The 19,728-nt window shown below is 71.3% G+C and carries 17 protein-coding genes; 9 read left to right on the top strand and 8 right to left on the bottom strand.

Going from position 1 to position 19,728, the window contains the following annotated elements; genetic code table 11:
* Positions 1–158: 158 nt before the first annotated feature.
* The gene (locus KS03_RS10530) at positions 159–1,640 is read right to left on the bottom strand and encodes an aminotransferase class V-fold PLP-dependent enzyme (protein ID WP_012733541.1); all 1,482 of its coding nucleotides are present in this window, start codon (positions 1,638–1,640) and stop codon (positions 159–161) included.
* A 324-nt stretch (positions 1,641–1,964) separates the two neighbouring features.
* Here KS03_RS10530 and KS03_RS10525 point away from each other — a divergent pair, with 324 nt between their 5' ends.
* The 5 genes from KS03_RS10525 (at position 1,965) to KS03_RS10505 (ending at position 8,796) form a co-directional block, all read left to right on the top strand.
* A complete protein-coding gene (locus KS03_RS10525; RefSeq protein WP_012733542.1) occupies positions 1,965–3,020 on the top strand; it encodes a ligase-associated DNA damage response exonuclease in 1,056 nt (351 codons plus the stop codon).
* The gene (locus tag KS03_RS10520) at positions 3,017–4,684 is read left to right on the top strand and encodes an ATP-dependent DNA ligase (RefSeq protein WP_012733543.1); all 1,668 of its coding nucleotides are present in this window, start codon (positions 3,017–3,019) and stop codon (positions 4,682–4,684) included. The genes KS03_RS10525 and KS03_RS10520 overlap by 4 nt, the downstream gene beginning before the upstream one ends.
* Positions 4,681–7,473 (top strand): ligase-associated DNA damage response DEXH box helicase, encoded by a 2,793-nt coding sequence (locus tag KS03_RS10515; RefSeq protein WP_039201548.1) that lies wholly within the window; start codon positions 4,681–4,683, stop codon positions 7,471–7,473. The genes KS03_RS10520 and KS03_RS10515 overlap by 4 nt, the downstream gene beginning before the upstream one ends.
* Positions 7,466–8,134: a ligase-associated DNA damage response endonuclease PdeM gene (gene pdeM, locus KS03_RS10510; protein WP_039201545.1), complete on the top strand. Its 669-nt coding sequence runs from the start codon at positions 7,466–7,468 to the stop codon at positions 8,132–8,134. The genes KS03_RS10515 and pdeM overlap by 8 nt, the downstream gene beginning before the upstream one ends.
* A 185-nt stretch (positions 8,135–8,319) precedes the next feature.
* Positions 8,320–8,796, top strand: a complete 477-nt coding sequence (locus KS03_RS10505) for a hypothetical protein (protein ID WP_017432333.1) — start codon at positions 8,320–8,322, stop codon at positions 8,794–8,796.
* A 255-nt stretch (positions 8,797–9,051) separates the two neighbouring features.
* Here the strand turns inward: KS03_RS10505 and KS03_RS32015 are convergent, their stop codons facing one another.
* Positions 9,052–9,222, bottom strand: a complete 171-nt coding sequence (locus KS03_RS32015) for a hypothetical protein (protein WP_158335145.1) — start codon at positions 9,220–9,222, stop codon at positions 9,052–9,054.
* Positions 9,223–9,727: 505 nt separating this feature from the next.
* Here KS03_RS32015 and KS03_RS10500 point away from each other — a divergent pair.
* Complete coding sequence (locus tag KS03_RS10500; RefSeq protein ID WP_012733546.1) at positions 9,728–10,699, top strand: sigma 54-interacting transcriptional regulator; 972 nt, start codon at positions 9,728–9,730, stop codon at positions 10,697–10,699.
* 63 nt (positions 10,700–10,762) lie between these two features.
* Positions 10,763–10,999 (top strand): hypothetical protein, encoded by a 237-nt coding sequence (locus KS03_RS10495; protein ID WP_017425208.1) that lies wholly within the window; start codon positions 10,763–10,765, stop codon positions 10,997–10,999.
* 28 nt (positions 11,000–11,027) lie between these two features.
* Here KS03_RS10495 and KS03_RS10490 read toward each other — a convergent pair whose 3' ends face one another.
* On the bottom strand, positions 11,028–11,306 hold the full coding sequence (locus KS03_RS10490) for a 7(1) septoil knot domain-containing protein (protein WP_017432332.1): 279 nt from the start codon (positions 11,304–11,306) through the stop codon (positions 11,028–11,030).
* 127 nt (positions 11,307–11,433) lie between these two features.
* On the opposite strand from KS03_RS10490, the gene KS03_RS10485 reads away from it, so the two are divergent.
* Positions 11,434–11,808 (top strand): hypothetical protein, encoded by a 375-nt coding sequence (locus KS03_RS10485; RefSeq protein WP_127913860.1) that lies wholly within the window; start codon positions 11,434–11,436, stop codon positions 11,806–11,808.
* A 58-nt stretch (positions 11,809–11,866) separates the two neighbouring features.
* On the opposite strand, the gene KS03_RS10480 is transcribed toward KS03_RS10485, so the two are convergent.
* Both KS03_RS10480 and KS03_RS10475 read right to left on the bottom strand, forming a co-directional pair.
* The gene (locus KS03_RS10480) at positions 11,867–12,169 is read right to left on the bottom strand and encodes a hypothetical protein (RefSeq protein ID WP_230674391.1); all 303 of its coding nucleotides are present in this window, start codon (positions 12,167–12,169) and stop codon (positions 11,867–11,869) included.
* 229 nt (positions 12,170–12,398) lie between these two features.
* Entirely contained in the window at positions 12,399–12,734 is a 336-nt protein-coding gene (locus KS03_RS10475; protein WP_017432330.1) for a hypothetical protein, read from the bottom strand.
* 310 nt (positions 12,735–13,044) lie between these two features.
* Between KS03_RS10475 and KS03_RS32010 the strand changes: the two genes are divergently transcribed.
* Positions 13,045–13,365 (top strand): hypothetical protein, encoded by a 321-nt coding sequence (locus KS03_RS32010; protein WP_153478680.1) that lies wholly within the window; start codon positions 13,045–13,047, stop codon positions 13,363–13,365.
* A 40-nt stretch (positions 13,366–13,405) separates the two neighbouring features.
* Here the strand turns inward: KS03_RS32010 and KS03_RS10465 are convergent, their stop codons facing one another.
* From KS03_RS10465 to KS03_RS10455, 3 genes are read right to left on the bottom strand one after another with little or no spacing between them, the layout of a single operon-like run.
* Complete coding sequence (locus KS03_RS10465) at positions 13,406–14,524, bottom strand: GNAT family N-acetyltransferase (protein WP_017432327.1); 1,119 nt, start codon at positions 14,522–14,524, stop codon at positions 13,406–13,408.
* Between the two features lie 30 nt (positions 14,525–14,554).
* On the bottom strand, positions 14,555–15,700 hold the full coding sequence (tssA, locus tag KS03_RS10460) for a type VI secretion system protein TssA (RefSeq protein WP_012733547.1): 1,146 nt from the start codon (positions 15,698–15,700) through the stop codon (positions 14,555–14,557).
* Complete coding sequence (locus KS03_RS10455) at positions 15,697–19,716, bottom strand: type VI secretion system protein (RefSeq protein ID WP_012733548.1); 4,020 nt, start codon at positions 19,714–19,716, stop codon at positions 15,697–15,699. Before KS03_RS10455 ends, tssA begins: the two co-directional genes overlap by 4 nt.
* Positions 19,717–19,728: the final 12 nt, after the last annotated feature.

Raw genomic sequence — 19,728 nt, 5'->3', positions numbered from 1 at the left:
TGCGCTGCTGCGCGTGATCGGGCCGCTGGGGCCGGCGCTGCCGCAGATGACAGGGGGCGATGCGTCGGGCGGCTGCAGCGGCGCCGCGCTGCCCGCCGTCACAATCCGCCGTGCGCCGCTCGGCATGCAGCGCGAATCCGGCGCGTCCGGCGCGCCCCTCAGGCCGTGCGCCGCAGCGCCAGCCGCTCCCACAGCAGGCCCGCGCGGCGGCCGCTGCCGCAGTAGGCCAGCACCGGCTTCGGCAGCGCGTCGAGCATGGCGCCGAACGCGTCCACCTGCGCCTCGCCGATCCGGTCGGCCGCCTCGACCGGCAGATAGCGCGCGTCGAGGCCCAGCTCGCGCGCGGCCGCAGCGATCTCCGCGAAGGCCGGCTGGTCGGCGCTTTCGCCGTCGGGACGGTTGCAGATCACGGCACGGAAGCCCGCGCCGCGGATCGCCTTCAGGTCGTCCGGCTGGATCTGGTGCGAGGCGGCGAAGCCGCTTTGCGCCGTGGCGCGGCATTGCTCGATGGCGCGCCGGAAGCTGTCGATGGCGAACGTGATGTCGTCCTCGCCCGTGAAGCGGCCCACGCTGATGCGCACCGTGCGGCCGGCGGCGGCGGCGTCGAGGCCGAGCGCGGTCAGCACGTGCGAAGGCTTGCCGGCCGCCGAATTGCAGGCCGAGGTCGACGACACGGCGAGCCCCTCGTCGAGCATGAAGGGGTGGAAGCCGGGCGCGGTCACGGTCAGGCTCAGCGTATGCGGAATGCGGCGCGCGGCGCGCGCGTTCTGCTCGACGCCGCCGATCGCGAGCACCGCGTCGCGCAGGCGCGTGGCGAGCGCGGTGATCCGCGCCGTGTCGCTCTCGAGTTCGCGGGCCGCCAGCTCGCAGGCGTGGCCCATGCCGACGATCTGGTGGGTGGCGAGCGTGCCCGAGCGCAGCCCCGATTCATGGCCGCCGCCGTGCATCTGCGGCGCGATCCGGCCGGCCAGGCCGCGCCGCACGTACAGCGCGCCGATTCCCTTCGGCCCGTACACCTTGTGCGCCGACATCGACAGCAGGTCGATGCCGAGCGCATGCACGTCGATCGGCGTCTTGCCGAGCGCCTGCGCCGCGTCCACGTGGAGCAGGGCGCCCGCGTCGTGGACCAGGCGCGCGATCGCGCCGACGTCGGTGAGCGTGCCGATCTCGTTGTTCACGAGCATCAGCGAGACGAGCCCCGTGTCGGGGCGAAGCGCCGCGGCCACGTCCTCGGGGCGGATCTCGCCGTCGCGCGTCGGCGCGACGTAGTCCACCGGCATGCCGCGCGAGGCAAGGCTCTCCATCGTGTCGAGCACGGCCTTGTGCTCGATGCGGCTCGTCACCAGGTGGCGCCGGTCGGCGGCCTGGTCCGCGTAGCCCTTGAGCGCGAGGTTGTTCGATTCGGTGGCCCCCGAGGTCCAGACGATCTCGTCCGCGTCGGCGCCGATCAACGCGGCCACCTGGGCACGCGCGTGCTCGACCTTGTCGCGCGCGAGCCGCCCGGCGCGATGCGAATTCGAGGCGGGGTTGCCGAAGATGCCGTCGGCGCCGAGGCAGGCCGCCATCGATTCGATCACGCGCGGGTCGACCGGCGTGGTGGCAGCGTAATCGAGGTAGTGCAGTGTATTGTTCTCGGTCATGTCCGTGGCGTGCCATTACTCGTCTAAAGCATGCGAAATGATACGAGCGCCGACCGGGAAAAAAACTCCAAAGTTGCGATCAATTCACGCAAAGCATAGAAGAATTTTCTATGCGGATTGCGCCGCCGGCCCCGGCGGCGCGCCCGCGCCCGCGCTGCGGCCGGCTGATCGGGAACGATTTTCGCTAGGCCCTTGCCGAGCCGGCCGCCCAGGGCCGGGGCCGGCGCCTGAGCCCGCGCCGGGCGCCGGGCGCGTTGGCCGGGCCATCGGCTAGACTCGGGGCACCGGGTTTCGCCCGCCTCGACCCCTGGAGACCGGACACGCTTGGACACTGCCGCCGACCTCATCGTCGCTCGCCCCGAAGGGCTCTATTGCCCGGCGGGCGGCTTCCACATCGATCCGTGGCGCCCGGTGGAGCGCGCCGTGATCACGCATGCGCACGCCGACCACGCACGCGCCGGGCATGCGCGCTACCTGGCCGCGCAGCCGGGGCTCGGCGTGCTGCGCTCGCGGCTGCCCGGCATCGAGGTGCAGGGCCTGGCCTACGGCGAGCGCATCGAGATCGGCGGCGTGCGCGTGTCGCTGCATCCGGCCGGGCACGTGCTGGGCTCGGCGCAGGTGCGCGTCGAGCACGGCGGGCGCGTCTGGGTGGCCTCCGGCGACTACAAGGTCGAGCCCGATCCGACCTGCGCGCCGTTCGAGCCGGTGCGCTGCGACACCTTCATCACCGAATCGACGTTCGGCCTGCCGATCTACCGCTGGGAGCCGGCGCCGGCCATCTTCGCCGGCATCGATGCCTGGTGGCGGCACAACGCGGCGCAGGCGCGCGCCTCGGTGCTGTTCTGCTATGCGTTCGGCAAGGCGCAGCGCGTGCTGGCCGGGATCGACCGCGGCATCGGCCCGATCTTCTGCCACGGTGCCGTCGAGCCGCTGAACCGCGCCTATCGCGAGGCCGGCGTCGATCTGCCCGCCACACGCCTGGTCAGCGAGATCGCGGCGCGCGACAAGGCCGCGTTTCGCGGCGCGCTGATCATCGCGCCGCCGTCCGCGCAGGGCAGCGCCTGGCTGCGCCGCTTCGGCGACTACAGCGACGCGTTCGCGTCGGGCTGGATGCGCCTGCGCGGCACGCGGCGCCGGCGCGGCGTGGACCGCGGCTTCGTGCTGTCGGATCATGCCGACTGGCCGGGCCTGCAGCAGGCGATCGGCGCGAGCGGCGCCGAGCGCGTGATCGTCACGCACGGCCAGATCGAGCCGATGGTGCGCTGGCTCACCGAGCAGGGGCTCGACGCCGGCGCGTTCGCCACCGAATACGGCGACGAGGCGCTCGATGCGGGGGACCCCGCCGAGGCGGCCGGGCCTAGCGCGGGCGGGCCGCGATGAAGCGCTTCGCGACGCTCTACGCCGCGCTCGACGCGACCACCTCCACCAACGTCAAGCTCGAGGCGCTGATCGCCTATTTCGCGAGCGCCGCGCCCGAGGATGCGGCCTGGGCCTCGTATTTCCTCGCGGGCGGCAAGCCGCGCCAGACCGTGCCCACGCGCGTGCTGGCCGAGGCCGCGCGCGAGCGCGCCGGCCTGCCGGCCTGGTTGTTCGAGGAGTCGTACCAGGCGGTGGGCGACCTGGCCGAGACGATCGCCCACGTGCTGCCGCCGCCCGCGCGCGAATCGGCGCTGGGGCTCGCGCAGTGGATCGAGCAGCGCGTGCTGGGCCTGCGCGGCCTCGATGCCGCGGCGCTGCGCGAGCGCCTGGCCGGCTACTGGGACGAACTCGACTGGAGCGAGCGCTTCCTGCTCACCAAGCTGATCGGCGGCGGCTTCCGGGTGGGCGTGTCGCGCCAGCTGGTGGTGCGCGCGCTCGCGCAGGTGGCGGGCGTCGATCACAAGCGCATCGCGCAGCGCATGGTCGGCTGGACCGATTCGCGCCAGACGCCGAGCGCCGCGCGTTATCTGCGGCTGATCGCGCCGGCCGGCGACGGCGACGATCCGGCGAGGCCGCACGAAAGCGACCTCGGCCTGCCGTATCCGTTCTTCCTCGCCCACCCGCTGCAGGCCGATCCGGCCACGCTCGGGCCGGTCGAGGACTGGATCGTCGAATGGAAGTGGGACGGCATTCGCGCCCAGCTCGTCAAGCGCGCGGGCCGCGTCTGGCTCTGGTCGCGCGGCGAGGACCTCGTGACCGAGCGTTTTCCGGAGCTGGCCGCGCTCGGCGAGGCACTGCCCGACGGCACCGTGATCGACGGCGAGATTCTCGCCTGGGAGCCGGGCGCCGCTGCGCCGCTGCCGTTCGCGCGCCTGCAGCCGCGCATCACGCGCAAGTCCCTGACCAGGAAGGTGCTGGCCGATTCCCCGGCGGCGCTGCTCGCCTACGACCTGCTCGAAGCCGAGGGCCGCGACCTGCGCGCCGTGCCGCTCGCGACGCGGCGCACGCGGCTCGAGGCGCTGGCCGCGGCGCTCTCGCGCACGCTCGCCGTCGATCTGCTGCGGGTCTCGCCGCGCGTGACGGCGGACGGCTGGCCGGCGCTCGCCGCGCGGCGCGCCGAGAGCCGCGCGCGCGGCGTGGAAGGGCTGATGCTGAAGGCGGCGGCGTCGGAGTACGGCGTCGGCCGCACCAAGGCCTCCGGGGTCTGGTGGAAGTGGAAGATCGAGCCGTATGCGATCGACGCGGTGCTGCTCTACGCGCAGCGCGGCCACGGCCGGCGCGCGAGCCTCTATACCGACTTCACGTTCGCGGTGTGGGACGAGGCCGGCGGCGTGCGTACCCTCGTGCCGTTCGCCAAGGCCTATTCCGGGCTGACCGACGAGGAGATGCGCCAGGTGGACGCGGTGGTGCGCAAGACCACCATCGAGAAGTTCGGCCCGGTGCGCAGCGTCACGCCCACGCTGGTGTTCGAGATCGGCTTCGAAGGCATCCAGGCGAGCCCGCGCCACAAGTCGGGCATCGCCGTGCGGTTCCCGCGCATGCTGCGCTGGCGCACCGACAAGTCGATCGACGAGGCGGACACGCTGGAGATGCTCAAGGGCTTTCTGAACGGAGCGCCGGCATGAGCGGGGCGCGCGGCACCGGCGAGCGGCACGGCCGTGAACACGATGGCGCCGCTGCCGGCGGCGATCCCGCCGCGTCGCGCGACGCCGCGGATGCGGCGGATGCGCAGCGCCGCCGGCCGCGCGGGCGCCGCATGCCGCGCACGCGCGCGGCGCAGGCCAAGCTCGATGCGGCCGCCCAGGCGTTTCGGCCCGCGCCGTTCGCCTTCGACGCGGCCGCCGCGCGCCGGCCGATCGGGCCGCGCATCGCGGCGTGGCTGGCGGCGCAGGACCGGCAGCCGTTCGCGTTCCAGGAGGAGGTCTGGCGCGAGATCGCACGCGGCGCGAGCGGGCTGCTGCATGCCACCACGGGGGCCGGCAAGACCTGGGCGGTCTGGCTCGGCGCGCTGGCCGCCTATGCGGGCGACGAGGGGGGCGGCGCCGCCGCTGCCGACGGCGCGGATCTCGACGGCGCGGATCTCGACGGCGCGCGCGCGGCCCCTGCGGAGCCGGGCGCGCCGGCCGCCGTGCGCGCGGGCCGCCTGCCGGCGCCGCTGACCGTGCTCTGGGTCACGCCGATGCGCGCGCTCGCGGCCGACACGGCGCGTGCCCTGCAAGCGGCCGTGTCGGGCCTCGGCGTGCCGTGGACGGTGGGGCTGCGCACCGGCGACACGCCATCGGCCGAGCGCAGCCGGCAGAACCGCCGCCTGCCGTCGGCGCTCGTCACCACGCCCGAGAGCCTGTCGCTGCTGCTCACGCGCGCCGACGCGCGCGAGACGCTCGCGCGGCTGCGGCTGGTGGTGGTGGACGAGTGGCACGAACTGCTCGGCAACAAGCGCGGCACCCAGACCCAGCTCGCCCTCGCGCGGCTCGCCGGCTGGCGCCCGGCATTGCAGGTATGGGGGCTGTCGGCCACGCTCGGCAATCTCGCGCTCGCGCACGACGCGCTGCTGCACGCGGTGCGCACGCCGCGCGTGATGGTGCGCGGCGCGCAGCCGAAGCCGCTGGTGGTCGATACGCTGATACCCGAGACCATCGAGCGCTTCCCGTGGGCCGGCCATCTCGGCATGCGGCAGGTGGGCGCCGTGGCCGACCAGATCGACGCCGCGCGCAGCTCGCTGGTGTTCACCAACACGCGCTCGCAGGCGGAAGGCTGGTATCAGGCGCTGCTTGAACGGCGGCCCGACTGGGCCGGGCTGATCGCGCTGCATCACGGCTCGCTCGACCAGTCGGTGCGCGACTGGGTCGAACTCGGCCTCAAGAACGGCAAGCTCAAGGCCGTGGTCTGCACCTCGAGCCTCGACCTCGGGGTCGATTTCCTGCCGGTCGAGCGCGTGTTCCAGATCGGCTCGCCGAAGGGCGTGGCGCGCCTGATGCAGCGCGCCGGCCGCTCGGGCCACGCGCCCGGCCGCACCTCGCGCGTGACCATCGTGCCGACCCATGCGCTGGAGCTGGTGGAGGCCGCCGCCGCGCGCTGGGCCATCGGCGCGGGCCGCATCGAGGGGCGCGAGATGCCGCTCAAGCCGCTCGACGTGCTGGTGCAGCATCTGGTGACGGTGGCGATCGGCGGCGGCTTCAGGCCGCGCGCGCTCTACGACGAGGTGCGCACGGCCTACGCCTATCGCGATCTCGCGCAGGCCGAGTTCGACTGGGCACTGGCCTTCGTCGAGCGCGGCGGCGCCTCGCTGTCGGCCTATCCCGACTATCACCGCGTGGCGGCCGATGCCGACGGCGTCTATCGCGTGCCGCGCGAGGACCTGGCGCGGCGGCATCGCAACAACGTCGGCACGATCGTGGCCAATGCCAGCATCAACGTGGCCTGGCTGACGGGCGGGCGCATCGGCACGATCGAGGAGGCATTCGTCTCGCGCCTGAAGCCCGGCGACGTCTTCACCTTCGCCGGCCGCGCGCTCGAACTCGTGCGCGTGCGCGACATGACGGCCTACGTGCGGCGCGCGGCCCGCTCGCGCGGCGCGCTCGCGCAATGGGCGGGCAGCCGGATGCCGCTGTCGTCGGAACTGGCCGACGCGGTGCTGGTGATGCTCGCGCGCGCGCGCGACGGCGCGGCCGACGGCGAACCGGAGCTGCGCGCGGTGGCGCCGCTGCTGGCGCTGCAGGCACGCTGGTCGGCGCTGCCGGGCCCCGGCGTGCTGGTGGTCGAGTGCCTGCGCACGCGCGAGGGCCATCACCTGTTCTGCTATCCGTTCGCCGGCCGCATGGCGCATGTCGGGCTCGGCGCGCTGATCGCGTGGCGCGTCGCGCGCGAGCAGCCCAGCACGTTCTCGATCTCGGTGAACGACTACGGCTTCGAACTGCTGTCGGCGCAGCCTTTCGACTGGCCGGCGCTGATCGACGGCGGCCTGTTTTCGCCGGACCGGCTGGAGCAGGACATGCTCGCGAGCCTCAACGCCTCCGAGCTGGCCGCGCGCCGGTTCCGGGAGATCGCGCGCGTCTCGGGGCTGGTGTTCCAGGGCCATCCCGGGCAGCAGAAGAGCGCGCGCCAGCTGCAGGCGTCGAGCAGCCTGTTCTACGAGGTGTTCCGCCAGCACGACCGCGAGAACCTGCTGCTCGCGCAGGCCGAGCGCGAGGTCATGCTGGAGGAGCTCGAGGCGCGGCGCATCCGGGACGCGCTCTCGCGCATGCGCGAGAGCCGGCTGGTGCTGACGCAGCCGGCCCGGCCCACGCCGTTCGCGTTTCCGCTGATCGTCGCGCGCCTGCGCGAGAAGGTCAGCACCGAGCAACTGGCCGATCGCGTCGAGCGCATGCTGGCGGCGCTCGAGAATACGGCGCGGCGCGAGGCGGCGCATGACTGAGGAGACCCTGACGATCGAGCTGGCCGGGCATGCGCTGCAGCTGTCGGCCGGGCGCGCGGCGTTCGATCCGGCGCGGCGCAGCCTGTTCGTGGCGGACGCGCATCTGGGCAAGGACGCCGTGTTCCGCGCGCGCGGCATCCCGGTGCCGGCCGGCGCCACCGGCGTGGCGCTGGCGCGGCTGGAGCGCCTGATCGCGGCGCATCGGCCGGCCTCGATCGTGTTCCTCGGCGATCTGCTGCACGCGCGCGAGGCGCATGCCGAGGAACTGCTGAGCGCGCTGCGCGCGTGGCGCACGCGGCACGCGGCGCTGCAGCTCGTGCTGGTGGAGGGCAATCACGACCGGCATGCGGGCGCGCTGCCGGCCGGGTTCGGCATCGAGCGCGTGAGCGAGCCGTATCGGCTCGGGCCGTGGGCGCTCTGCCATCATCCGTGCCTGGTGGACGGCGCCTATGCGCTGGCCGGCCACGAGCATCCGGTGCTGCGGCTCGCGGCGGGCGCCGACCGCGTGCGCCTGCCGTGCTTCCGGTTCGGCGCGCGGGCCGGCGTGCTGCCGGCCTTCGGCGAATTCACCGGCGGCTTCGAGGTGGGAGCGGCGGCGCGGGCGGCCGGCGAGGCCGTGTACGTGGTGGCCGGCGACCGGGTACTGGCCGTGCCGCGCTGAGCGTGCGGCGGCGCGGCGAGCCGGAGCGCGCCCCGGCTTCGCGCATGGCGCATCCGGGCACGAACCGGCTGGAGCCAGCCGGCCCGGCCGATCAGCCTCGAGCCTTCGGATTGGCCGGCGCGCGCCGCGACGCAATGGTATGCTGCCTCGCGGGAGAACCTAACCGCCGAACATCGAGGGGAAACATGAGCGCGTTCCTGAAAGGGCTTTTCGATGATCCGAGCTTCGTGGCGCAGATCGAGGACGGCATTCGCGATCGGCTGATCGGCCAGGAAACCGATCTCGACCATCGCGACGTGAACTGGGATCCGCCCGCCACCATCACCGATGCGACCGTCATCGAACTCGACTTCACGCCGGGCGACGCGCCCGACAGCGGCATCGAGGTGAGCGGACGCGCCAGCGTCACGGTCTACTACATCGATTCGAACGACGAGAACAGCGAACACGAGATCACGCTCGACGGTGACGTGATGGCCACCATTTCGCTGGACCTGCCCGACGAGGTGACCGACGACAGCGACGCGGAGGCATTCCTCGACGACGTGGAGGTCGACTGGGACGCCAATGACGTGACGTTCAGCCCCGACGTCGAGGGCGAGGAGCCGCCCGACGACGAATACGACGTCGAGACCGGTCCGCACGAGGACGGGCGGGACTGACCCGCCGGCCCGGCGCCGAAGCTGCCGGCCACGGGCGCGGCAAGCGCAGCGACGAGGGACGACATGGGGCGACAAGGGGCGACGAGGGGCGGCCGCATGCACGCCCCCGTGTCTGGCCGCCGGCCGGCGGCATGCGCTTGCGGCACCGGCACCGCGAGCGCCTCCACCTGCACGCGGTTCGGCGTGCCTCACCGCAGCCACCCGGGGCTCGCGCTACCGCTTCGGTGCCGGCCGATGTCCTTAAACCAACATAAATCATTTGCCTACGTCATATTGCTGACTTGTTTGATGGGGCATTTCGTTGCCCGCGCCCGCCGGCGCATTCACGCCCCGGCTTGACGAGGCCGGATTGCATTGCGAAATGATTGCCGGATTGCCGGATTGCCGGATTGCCGGTAAATCGTTTGCGTCCAGAATGGAATCCATTCGCGCGCGTCCGGAAAACCGGTGCCGCGCGGGAAAATCAATCCGCGCGGCGCCTGCCGGGCCGCTGCCAAGGCTTTCCGCGGTGTCGGAAAAAGCCGGGCGCGACCCTAAAGTTGTTGCGCCGGCGACCGTTAATATCGCTTCGATCGCATGCCGGAGGGTATGCCGTATTAAATGCGGGTATACCTGCGGTGTCGAATCGGTGGATTGATCAATTCACCCGGATTGATTTGCATATCTACCTACCTATTTCCAGCCATTGCTTCAAGAAATCTCTTTTCACGCCGGTCAATACTAATTACGATTATGGCCGCGCAGGATGCTCGGCGCCGTGCGAACGGCGGCGGTAACGGGGAGCATTCGCAGCGCGCAGGCAGGCCCGCTCGGGTCCGACCTGGCCGTCACCAGGCATGTGCAGCCCTACCGCCCGACAATAAAACCGCTCCGCCGCGGCGTCCTTCCAGCGCCCGCCGTCGCAGGGCAATCGACCAGCTTCGGAGTGCGTATGAACCAGTGTTCCCGTCTCAACATGCTCGGCTCGTCCGACATCATGGAGGCGGTCAGGCGCCAGATCGAGAAGATCGCGGGCGTCGACGTGCCGGTAACCGTGCTCGGCGAGACCGGCACGGGCAAGGAGCTCGCGGTGCGGGCCATCCATTACCTGAGCGGGCGCCGCCAGGCGCCGTTCGTTCCCGTCAATTGCGGCGCGCTGCCGGAGGCGCTGGTCGAAAGCGAGCTGTTCGGCCATGAACGCGGCGCGTTCACCGACGCCAAGCTCGTCAGCGACGGCCTGATCGGCGAGGCCGAGGGCGGCACGCTGTTCCTCGACGAAATCGACGCGCTCGGCCTGAAGGCGCAGGCCGCGCTGCTGCGCTTCCTGCAGGACGGCAGCTACCGGCGCGTGGGCGGCACGCGGATCCGCCAGGCGGACGTGCGCGTGGTGGTGGCCAGCAACGCCGATCTGGCCGCGCTGGCCGAGACGCGGCAGTTCCGGCGCGACCTGCTGTACCGCCTCGACGTGGTGATGCTGCGGATTCCGCCCGTGCGCGAGCGCGGCGGCGACGTGGTCGAACTGGCCGAGGCGTTTCTCGACCGGCTGCGCACGCGCTACGCGAAGCCCGGGATGCGGCTTCACGAGGACTCCTACCCGCATCTGCGCAGCCACGCGTGGCCGGGCAACGTGCGCGAGCTCGAGAACGCCGTGCATCGCGCCGTGCTGCTCAGCGAGGACGGTTTCGTGCGGCTCGGCGGCGCGGCTGGCGCGGCCGGCTCGGAGGGCATCGCGCACGCTGCCGCGCGCCCGTTGAAGAGCGGGCGCGCGGCGGCGATCGCCAGCTTCGAGATCGATTACCTGCGGCGGCTGCTGGCCGAGGCGGACGGCAATCTCTCGCAGGCCGCGCGGCTCGCGGGCGAGGAGCGCAGCGCGTTCGGCAAGCTGGTGCGCAAGCACGGCCTGGTGCGCGATCGCTCGAACTGAGCCGGGCGTGGCGGTTGAGGTAAGCTTTCGGCTTGACGAATTCTTGACGGCAAGGTGCGCTTCATGAATGACGCGTTGGTTCAGCACGTCGCCGCCCTAATCGCGCAGTATCTGCAAAGGCGTCCCGCCGCGGCCGACACGGTCGAAGGCGTTCACTATTTCTGGGTCGGCGCGCAAGGCGAGGAACTGCCGCTCGACATCACGCAGGCGGCGCTCGACTTGCTGCTCGCGCGCGGCGAGGTGGCGCGCGTGCCGATCGGCAACCGCGTGCTGTGGCGCGCGCCGCGCGAACGCGCGTGACGAGGCGGGGCCGGCGCGCCCGCGCGGTTCAGCGCCCGAGGCGCCCCTGCAGCGGGTGGGACCGCTGCCAGCCCGCCTCGCCGTAGCTGTCGACGAAGCAGACCTTGAACTGCGCCATGCCGAGGCTCGTGAAGCACAGCCACACCTCGGCATCCTGCTTGTCGCGCGTGATGTACCAGTGCGCGTCGCCGTGCGCGAGCCCCCAGCTGCTCACGCGACGGACCAGCAGGTCGGCGCTGCCGCGGTCGGAGAGGTTGACGCGAAAATGCGCCTCGCCCATGTGGTTGGTCTGGTAGATGCGTGCCATCGGACGGTTCGCTCCGGATCGGCCGAGGCCGCTTGAACGGATGGTGGGCGGCGTGCCGCGCGAGCGGTACGCCGCGGTTTCCTTGTGCTGCGTGGGCTCGCCCGCGCGTTCGATCCCCGGTGAGCCCGTGATGCGAAAAGACCAGCCCTGTTCCCCCGTGACGCTGCGCCTGCGCGGCGATGCGCAGCGTGTCGAGCTGATCGTGCCGAACGGCGCGACGCGCCCCGTGCTCGGCACGCGCGCACCCGGCGACGAGGACCGGCGCGCCGCCACCATCGAGCATGCCGGCGGCGCCGGGCGCTCGCCGCGCCAGCAGCCGCTCGCCGCGATCGAACTCGAACTGCCGCGCCGCGCGCAGACCATCCTCACGCACCGGCTGCCGCGCGAGGTGCGCGAGCGGCTCGACGGCGACGGCGCGGGGCGCCACGCGTCGGCGCGCAGCGGGGAGAGCGGCGACGCCGGCAGCCAGACGCTGATCGTGCCGGAGCCGGACGAGGCCTGAGAACGCGGGGCCGAGCCGGACCGGCGACGACAGCAGGCGTGCCGCCGCCGCCTTTGCCTCAGAAGCCGTCGAATCCGAACCTTTCCCGTGCGTCGTTTTCGAGCGAGCCCGCAGTTTGCGAGGCGGCGAGATTGACCGCCATGCCACGCAGCGGCGCGGCGATCACACCGAGCATCGACGACGACATGCCGCTTATGTTGCGCTGGCGAGCCGATTCGACGAAGCTGCGCGCGAATCCCGCGGTTTCATGGAACGTCGCAGCCGTGGTGCTGGAAATCCTTCGGTCTTCGACTGCCTGGATCGCCTCGAACATGTGATCGGCCGCGGTGTTCGCCAGCGGTACCTGGGCGCGGGTGAGCAAGGAATTGGCGAGCCTGACGCCTTGCGCGTAAGGGTTGTCGAAATGCTCGATCCGCTGCGCGAATTGATTGCGCTGCCCCACGGCTTCGGCATGGCCGAACGAAGGCAGGGACATCGCCGCGACGCCTACGGCGCCCTGGACTGACCTGCGAAAAATAGTGCTCATGAGTTCTCCTGGTGGTTGACGGGTAGGGAAGGGAAAGCCGACGCGCCTGCCCGGTGACGCGCCGTCAGAGTTTCGACTTCGGTTGAGGCTCGGTCCGGCCTGTTGCCATGACGCCGTCGCGCACCTCCATGTAGCTGTGGGTCTGCGTGGCCATCGGCGAGCGCGGCGCGGTCCGGTCCTCGATCTTCTGCAGGTTCTGCCGCTGCTCGTGCGCGGCGATGCTGGCGTTGACCTGGCCGACCACCGGGCCGGTGCGCAGATAGTGAAAGCTCAGATCGGCCAGCAGCCGAAGATCGCCGTGCGATTGGGTCGCCGGCTGTTGCGAGGAGGAGGGCAGATGGTCGAGGGCGTAGCGATGGAAGCGCGTCACGTCCGAGGCGGTGCCCGACGTGCCCATCATGACGGGGATGCCTTGCTGGTCGCGCAAGCTCGAGTCGGGATCCAGGGAGAGATCGACGCCGTGCGGGCTGAAGCTGGGGCGACTGTGTCTCGGTCAGCGGTCCCCGTTGTCCGCGAATCAGCATTTCGGCGGGCTCCCGGTAGCCGTCGCCCTCGCTCTGCGGCGTGAACTCGGTGACTTGCCGCACCTGCCCCAGCCGTTGGGGATGCCATTCCTGCTGCTGGGGCTTGGTCGGATCGACTGACGGCGCAGGCGTGACCGACGAGCGGCGGATGCTGTCGGCCCGTTCCGCCAGCACCCGCCGCTCGTCGTGGATCATCTGGCTGCTGAGTCGGAAATGCTCGGATTGGCTGCTGCGCAACTGCGTGTCGGTATCGTGCAGGATGCGGTTCTCGACGCTCGCCCAGCGATGATGCGCATCGGCGCGCTGCACCAGCGTTTCCATGCTGCCGTGCTGCAGGTTCATGTTCGTGCCCGTCAGATAGTCGTGGACGATTCGCTGCTGCTTGGGGGGCAGCGTTGTCGGAATGTTTTCCGGCAGGGCCGGCTGCGTGCCGATCCAGTGCCCCGATGTCGGTCTGGGCTTGTCGCTGCTGCTCATCCGGCCTCCCGATTGGTTTGTCTGCCCTGACGATGGCGTATGCACGCGTGTCGCGGATGCGGCGGACACGTCAGGCATGCATGGCCCCGCCGAGTTTCGTCAGCGGCATCGCGATCCGCAACTCCGAGTCGAGTCGCGCCATCAGCGTGTGCACCTCGAGCGCGACGCGCGCATCCGAATCCGGCTCGCCGATCCGATAGAACAATTGGTCGTCGTGCGGCGCGGCGGCACGCAGCCCGGTATCGGCGAAGCCGATCTTCAGCAGCGCCGAACGCGACGGCTGGTTGTAGTCGTAGACCTTGGCATAGCAACAGCGCATGCCGGCATGGCGGTGGGCGGCGGCCAGCAGCTGCGCGGCCGCTCCGGGGCCGAACCCGTAGCCCTGGAAGTCGCGTCCGATCCAGTAGTAGAACAGGCCGACGTCGCGATGCTGGATCAGGCCGACGCAGCCGATGCAGCCCCACTGCCGATGCATGACGGCGAACAGTTGCTGGTCGCCGTGCGCATAGGATTGGTCGAGCCAGTCGTGCCATGCCCCGGCATGTTCGAAGCGAGGCAGGCAGCAGCGCTTCGCGATTTCCGGATCGTAGTACTGCCAACCGAAATCGTCGATGTGCTGGTGCCCCAGCGGCTCCAGACGCAGCGGATCGTCCTCGTGCGCGACCTCGCCCACCGGCAGCGTGTTGCGATGCCGCCACTCGCGCCAGGCGACGAGCTGGCGATAAGCCTCGGCATGCTCGCGCCGCGCGGGATAGGCGAGCTGCATCGACACCGCCAGATCGATGGCCGCCTCGATGTGACCCATCGCGAGATAGGCGTCGCGGAGGAACCGGCTGGCCGACTCGTCGAGCCGGTGCACCGGCACGAGCGATTCACCCACCGCGATCGCGAGCGGCCAGTTGGCCCAGCGGCAGGCCAGTTCGAGCAGCGCGCGCCGCGCGTCCGGATCGAGCGCGTCCCGGTCGCGCTGCCAGCCGCGTTGCAGGCCGATCAGCCAGGGCAGGCGCCGCGCCGCGTCGAGCGTCGGGGCCTGCCGCAGCAGCTCGGGCAGATGCCGCACCAGGGCCGCGGCCTGCCAGTCGTGTTCGCTCAGCAGACTCAGCAGCGCATCCAGCGACGCGTCGCCGGCAGACGGCTCGCGGCCTCGCGCCGAATCTCCGGTGTCGATGGTCAGGATGGGGTTCTGCATGTCGGTGCCCTCGCGTCGTGCCCGCTTCGCTTATGCCTGCCGTTCGGGGCTGCCGGGATTCTCGATCCCCACCATCTCGAAGATGTTCAGCTGCCCGCCGAGCCTCAGGAACAGCTCCTGATACAGCTCGGCCGTGTTCATGCGGCCCCACAGCGTGGCGCGCCGCACCAGGTACGGCACCGGGCTGTGCGGCTCCTGGCGCATCAGGTACTCGGCGATTTCCTCGAGGCGCGCGTAGGCGTCGGCGCGGCTCGCGATCGGGCCGCCCCCAGGCGCGGCGGCGGCCGCGCCCGGCGTGTCGTGCGGCTCGGTTGCAGCGGGCGCGGCGTCATCGGCCGTGGCATCGGCCTGCAGCGGCGCTTCAGGCTCGGTGCGCACGCCGCGCGTGTGCAGTTCGCCGTCGACCAGCGAGCGGATCGTCTCCAGCAGCTCGATGGTCTTGCCCATGCTCGGCGCCTCGTTGCCGAAGCGCGGATCGAGCGCCGCGCTCATCTCGGCGATCGCCTGCAGCGCGTCGCAGAGCCGCGCGCGCAGCGTCAGGAAATCGGCGCTCGCGGTGGCGTTCAGCGCCCCCTGCAGCTCCTCCAGCGTGGCGCCCTCGGCGGGCAGCTCGGCATGGCCGCCGGCGCGCATGCGCTCATGGCGATGCGCGCGCTCCCAGTCGGCCCAGCAATAGGTCTTGCCGCCCTCCAGGCGCAGCAGCGGCGTGAGCCGCAGCGCCGCGAGATGCTTGTCGGAGATCGAGCGGATCAGGTTGGCGCGATGCTCGAAATCGCCCTCGCTCCCGAACGGGTGGATCTCGTTCCAGTAGCGCGAGACCATCTCGCGCAGCAGCACCAGCGTCGGCGCGATGCCGGCGAAGCCGTATTGCTTGATCTGCGCCTCGTAGAGCCAGGCCAGCAGCTGCATGTCCTTGCTGTCGTGGAGCAGCATGTCCGCGACCAGATGGCTGACCTTGAGCCAGTCGGTGCGCTTCAGGTCGCGCTGCCAGGCCCCGAGCGGCAGGCTCGGGTCGTCATGGCGCCGCTCCTGGTTGATCTGGCTGTAGCTGCGGCACTCGCGCGCCGGCCGTCCGCACGGCGGGTACATCTCGACCGGCGCGAGCAGCGCGTCGAAGGAAATCCGCAGGGTCTGTTCGAAATGCTGCCGGGCGTCGGCAAGAAGCGATGGATTCATGGTCGTGGCGTCAAGGGAGGAACCGAGATCGGGAATACCGCCGGCAATTTCAGCGGCGTCGGGGTTTTCGCGTTGACGTTCGACAGCCGGATACCGAGGAATACGTGTGCGGTATCGGTGGCCGGGCTGCCGGCGCGGCTCGAATCGAGCACCGGCACGTCGAACTGCAGCAGCGAGCGCGTGGCGTCGCGCGGATCGGTGGCCGGATCCGCGCTGGGCCGATGGCGCTCCATCATACGCAGCAGCGCCCAGTTGCCGGCGGCCGCGAACGACGCGGTGTTGCCGTCCACCTGCAGATCGGGCGCGCCGACGGCCAGCGACGGCCGCCACGGCGAGAGGCCGGCCCACGACAGGTCGAGCACCAGCGGCTGCCCGAACTGCCAGTCCAGGGTGCTGCCGCCGTTCGGGAACGAGGCGCCCTTGGCGCCCGACACCAGGTTCATCTCGATGATCTGGTTGCTGCCGTTCGCGCCGGGCTTGAGGGCGCGGAAGTTGACGTTCAGGCTCAGCAGCGGATCGGCGGCGGGGTCGCCCGGCGCCGTGCCCGGCACCACGTTGCCCTGCAGGAACGCGTCCACCTGATCGAGCTGCGCGAGGAACTGCCGCACGCTCTTCCAGTACGGATCGTTGATGCCCGCCACCTGCTTCTGCAGTGCGGCGCGCCGGCCCTCGTAGTCGGTGAAGAAGCCCTTCACGGCGTCGAGGCTGGCGTCGTCGGCGTCGAGCGTGCCGAACGGATAGCGGCCCGCCAGGTCGCGCGTGAAGCGGCTCGCCACCGGCTGGAACGCGTTCTGCGCCTGCGCGTAACGCTCGCCCTTGCAGTGCATCTGCACGCCCTGCATGAGCTGGCCGCGGTAGTTCGAGAACAGATCGTTGCCGAGCGCGGGCGACGAGTACGCGGCCAGCTGCTCGCCGCAGTTGTCGTTCTGCAGCGCCGGCAGCAGCTTCAGGAACAGGTTGTCGAGCACGGCCGGCTGCGAGTTCGGGTCCTTGCCCTGCGTGTAGCGCCTGAGTTCGCTGGCGGTGTTGTTCCAGTAGGCCGCGTTGGCGGTGTTGGCGCTCGCGTTCGAGGCCGACGGCCCGGCCTGCCCGAGATAGGTCAGGAACGGCTGGGCGTAGCCGACCAGCACCTGCACGCGGCTGACCTGGCGCGCCAGCATGTCGGTCACCACCGGCGTGCTGCCGAGATCGAAGAAGTAGGCGTCCGGGGCCGGCGAGGCGGGCAGGTAGGCCGGCTGATACAGCTGGCTCTGGTCGGCCAGCAGCGAGATGCGGCCGAGCTGGCTGTTGGCGTACTGGTGCGCGCACTGCGTGAGCTGCGTGGCGCTGCCGTCCATGCCCAGCGCGCGGAACTGCTGCTCCACGTTCAGCACCAGCGGCGCGACGGCCGCGAAATTGCCGCTGTCGGCGCTCTGCTGCGCCTCGGTGCTGGTGTCGGTGCCGCTCGCGGCGTAGCCGGCCGCGGCCTGCGCCTGCGCGAGCTGGTTGTTCATCGCCAGTTCGAGCTGGTAGCGCGCGAGCTGGCGATAGAGCGCGTCGGGCTGGCCGCCCTTGAGCATCGGCTGGGCCAGGAACTTCCGGTAGTCGGCCGGGTACTGGGCGGCGTCCTTGAGCAGGCCCTGGCTCCAGTTGGCGAGCTTGCCCGTGCAGCTGAAGCTGGCGAGCGGATCGATCGACATGTAGCCGAGGCTGCCGAGCGCGTCGAGGCCGGTCAGCTCGCCCTGCATCGCCGGGTTCAGCGTGATCTGGCCGTTGACGTTGACGAACAGCGCGCCGTAGCCGGGCAGCGTCAGCGCGTTCAGCGTCTGCATCGCGAGCGGATACTGATGCGCGGCGTCGAATTGCGCGCTGACCTGGGCCTGGATGTAGGACGGATAGCCGAAGTCGGCGACCAGCGGCTGCAGGCTCGCGAGCAGCTGGTTCTGCACCGTCAGGATCGGGTTGGCGGCGGCGCTGGAGCCGAGCCACGCGGTGCGGATCCAGTTCAGCCAGTGCGTGAACTGCCTGACGTGCGCGAGGATCGGCTGCTGCCTGGCCTGCAGCTGTTCGAGCAGCGGCAGGCCCGATTGCAGTTCGGCCTGCAGCAGGCTGCCCGCCTGCGCGGCCAGCGCGACGATGTGATTGCCGACGCTCTGCCTGAGCTGCGGCGGGGTGGCGATCTCGCCGCTGAAATCGCGCTCGGTGAGATCGCCGAGGGTGACGGGCAGCAGGCCGGCATGCGCGCGCAGATACGGCGGCACCGGCGTGCGGTAGGCGTATTCGACCAGATCGAAGAAGCCGGGCAACGGCACGCGCTCGCGCGCGTAGGGGGTCTTGCCCAGCAGGCGCTGGAAGCGCGCCGCGTTGCGCTCGTACTGGTCGGCCTGCTGCACGAAGCCTTGGAGCTGGTCGAGCGCCTGGGTGTAGCCGAGCCCGGCGGAGATGCCGCGATTGGCCTCGTTGCCGAGCGCGTAGGCGCGTTGCGACAGCTGGCACGCGAGCCCCGGCAGGATCACCTTGCGCAACGCGGTGTCGATCACGCGCCGCGCGCTCTGGTGGCTCAGCCGCGAATCGAACAGCGACGCCGGCAGCAGCCAGCTGCTGGCGTCGGCGTCGATCTGCGCGACCTGCTCGATCAGCTGATAGACGGGCGCCTGCGCGATGCAGCCGGCGCCGGGCGCGGGTGCCTGCAGCTGCTGCATGCGCTCGAGCGCCTGGATCACCCGGCCGATCTGCGCGTCGATCATCCACACCCGCACGGCGAACGCCAGCAGCAGCAGCGAGAAGCCGATCACGCAGGCCCACTGCACGCGGCGGATCAGCAGGTTGCGCGACCACACGCCGGCGCGCGTCGGGCGCGCCAGATGCTTCTCCGCGAGCACCTTCTCGAGCATCAGGTCGCGCACGAACGCCACGTCGCGGCGCGGGCCGTCGCGCGCTTCGAGCGGCTCGCCGGGCTCGGCGACGAGGCCGGTGAAATAGACGCCGCGCAGGAAGAAGGTGGTCTCCCAGGCCGATACCTGGAACACCACCGACAGCCACTGCTCGAACGGCCCCTGCAACTGCGCGAAGCGCAGCGGGTAGAGGAACATCGGGTCGGCGTCGTCGGCGGCGATCCGCTCGCAGTGCGCGGCGGTCTCCACCTGCAGCGCGCGCAGCTGGGCGCCGATCGCCGCGAAGATCTGCGCGCCCCACTGGGTGGGCGGCGTGTCGAAGGTCTGGCTCGGCGCCGACCAGCCCACCATCTCGGTGTGCCGCTGCGGCGCCTGCGAGCGCCAGAACGCGCCGAAGCCCTCGACGTGATCGCAGGCGGTGACCACGACATAGACGGGCAGTGCGAATTCGAGCCGGTCCTCGATGGTGCGCAGCTGCTGGCGCGCGTTCTGCGCGGCGGCCATCAGGCGGGCCGGGTCGCGCTGCAGGAAGGTGGTGGCGCACACCACCAGCACGATGCCGTCGAGCGCGCGCTCGGGGCGCAGCGCGTCGAGCTGGTCGAGGAACTTCAGCCAGCGGCGCGCATCGGCGCCGTCCGCCGTGCCGCTGTCGAGCATCGCGCTGGCGGCCGCCTCGGGCCACTTGCCGAGCGGATCGAGCACCAGGCTCTGGTCGATCGCGTGCCAGCTCGCGCCTTCCAGCGCGAGGCTCTGCTGCCGCTCGCCGAGCGGCTGCGTGTGCTGCGGGCCGACCGATTCGAGCAGGCTGGTCTTGCCGGCCCCGGCCTGGCCGAGCACCAGCAGCCAGGGCGTCGCGTAGCGCCACTCGCGCCCGGTGCGCAAATAGTCGAGGGCAAGCGAGGCGCGTTCGATCCAGCCCTTCGCGCGGGTCTCGGCGGCGGGCTCGCAGCCGCACAGCGGCGGCACGGCCGGCGCCTTCAGGAGCGGCCCGAGCCTGGCCCACAGCTTGCCGGCCAGCTTCGCCAGCACGGCCAGCGCGAGCAGGGCGGCCAGCACGCCCAGCACCAGCTTCAGCGTGCCGGCAGCGGGTGCCCAGCCGGTCTGCGCCTTCAGCCAGGCGGTCGATTTCAGTATTGCGTCCACGAATGCGCTCCT

The organism is Burkholderia glumae LMG 2196 = ATCC 33617 (assembly GCF_000960995.1).
GTDB classification, from domain to species: domain Bacteria; phylum Pseudomonadota; class Gammaproteobacteria; order Burkholderiales; family Burkholderiaceae; genus Burkholderia; species Burkholderia glumae.
This window is presented reverse-complemented; position numbering and strand designations above follow the sequence as displayed.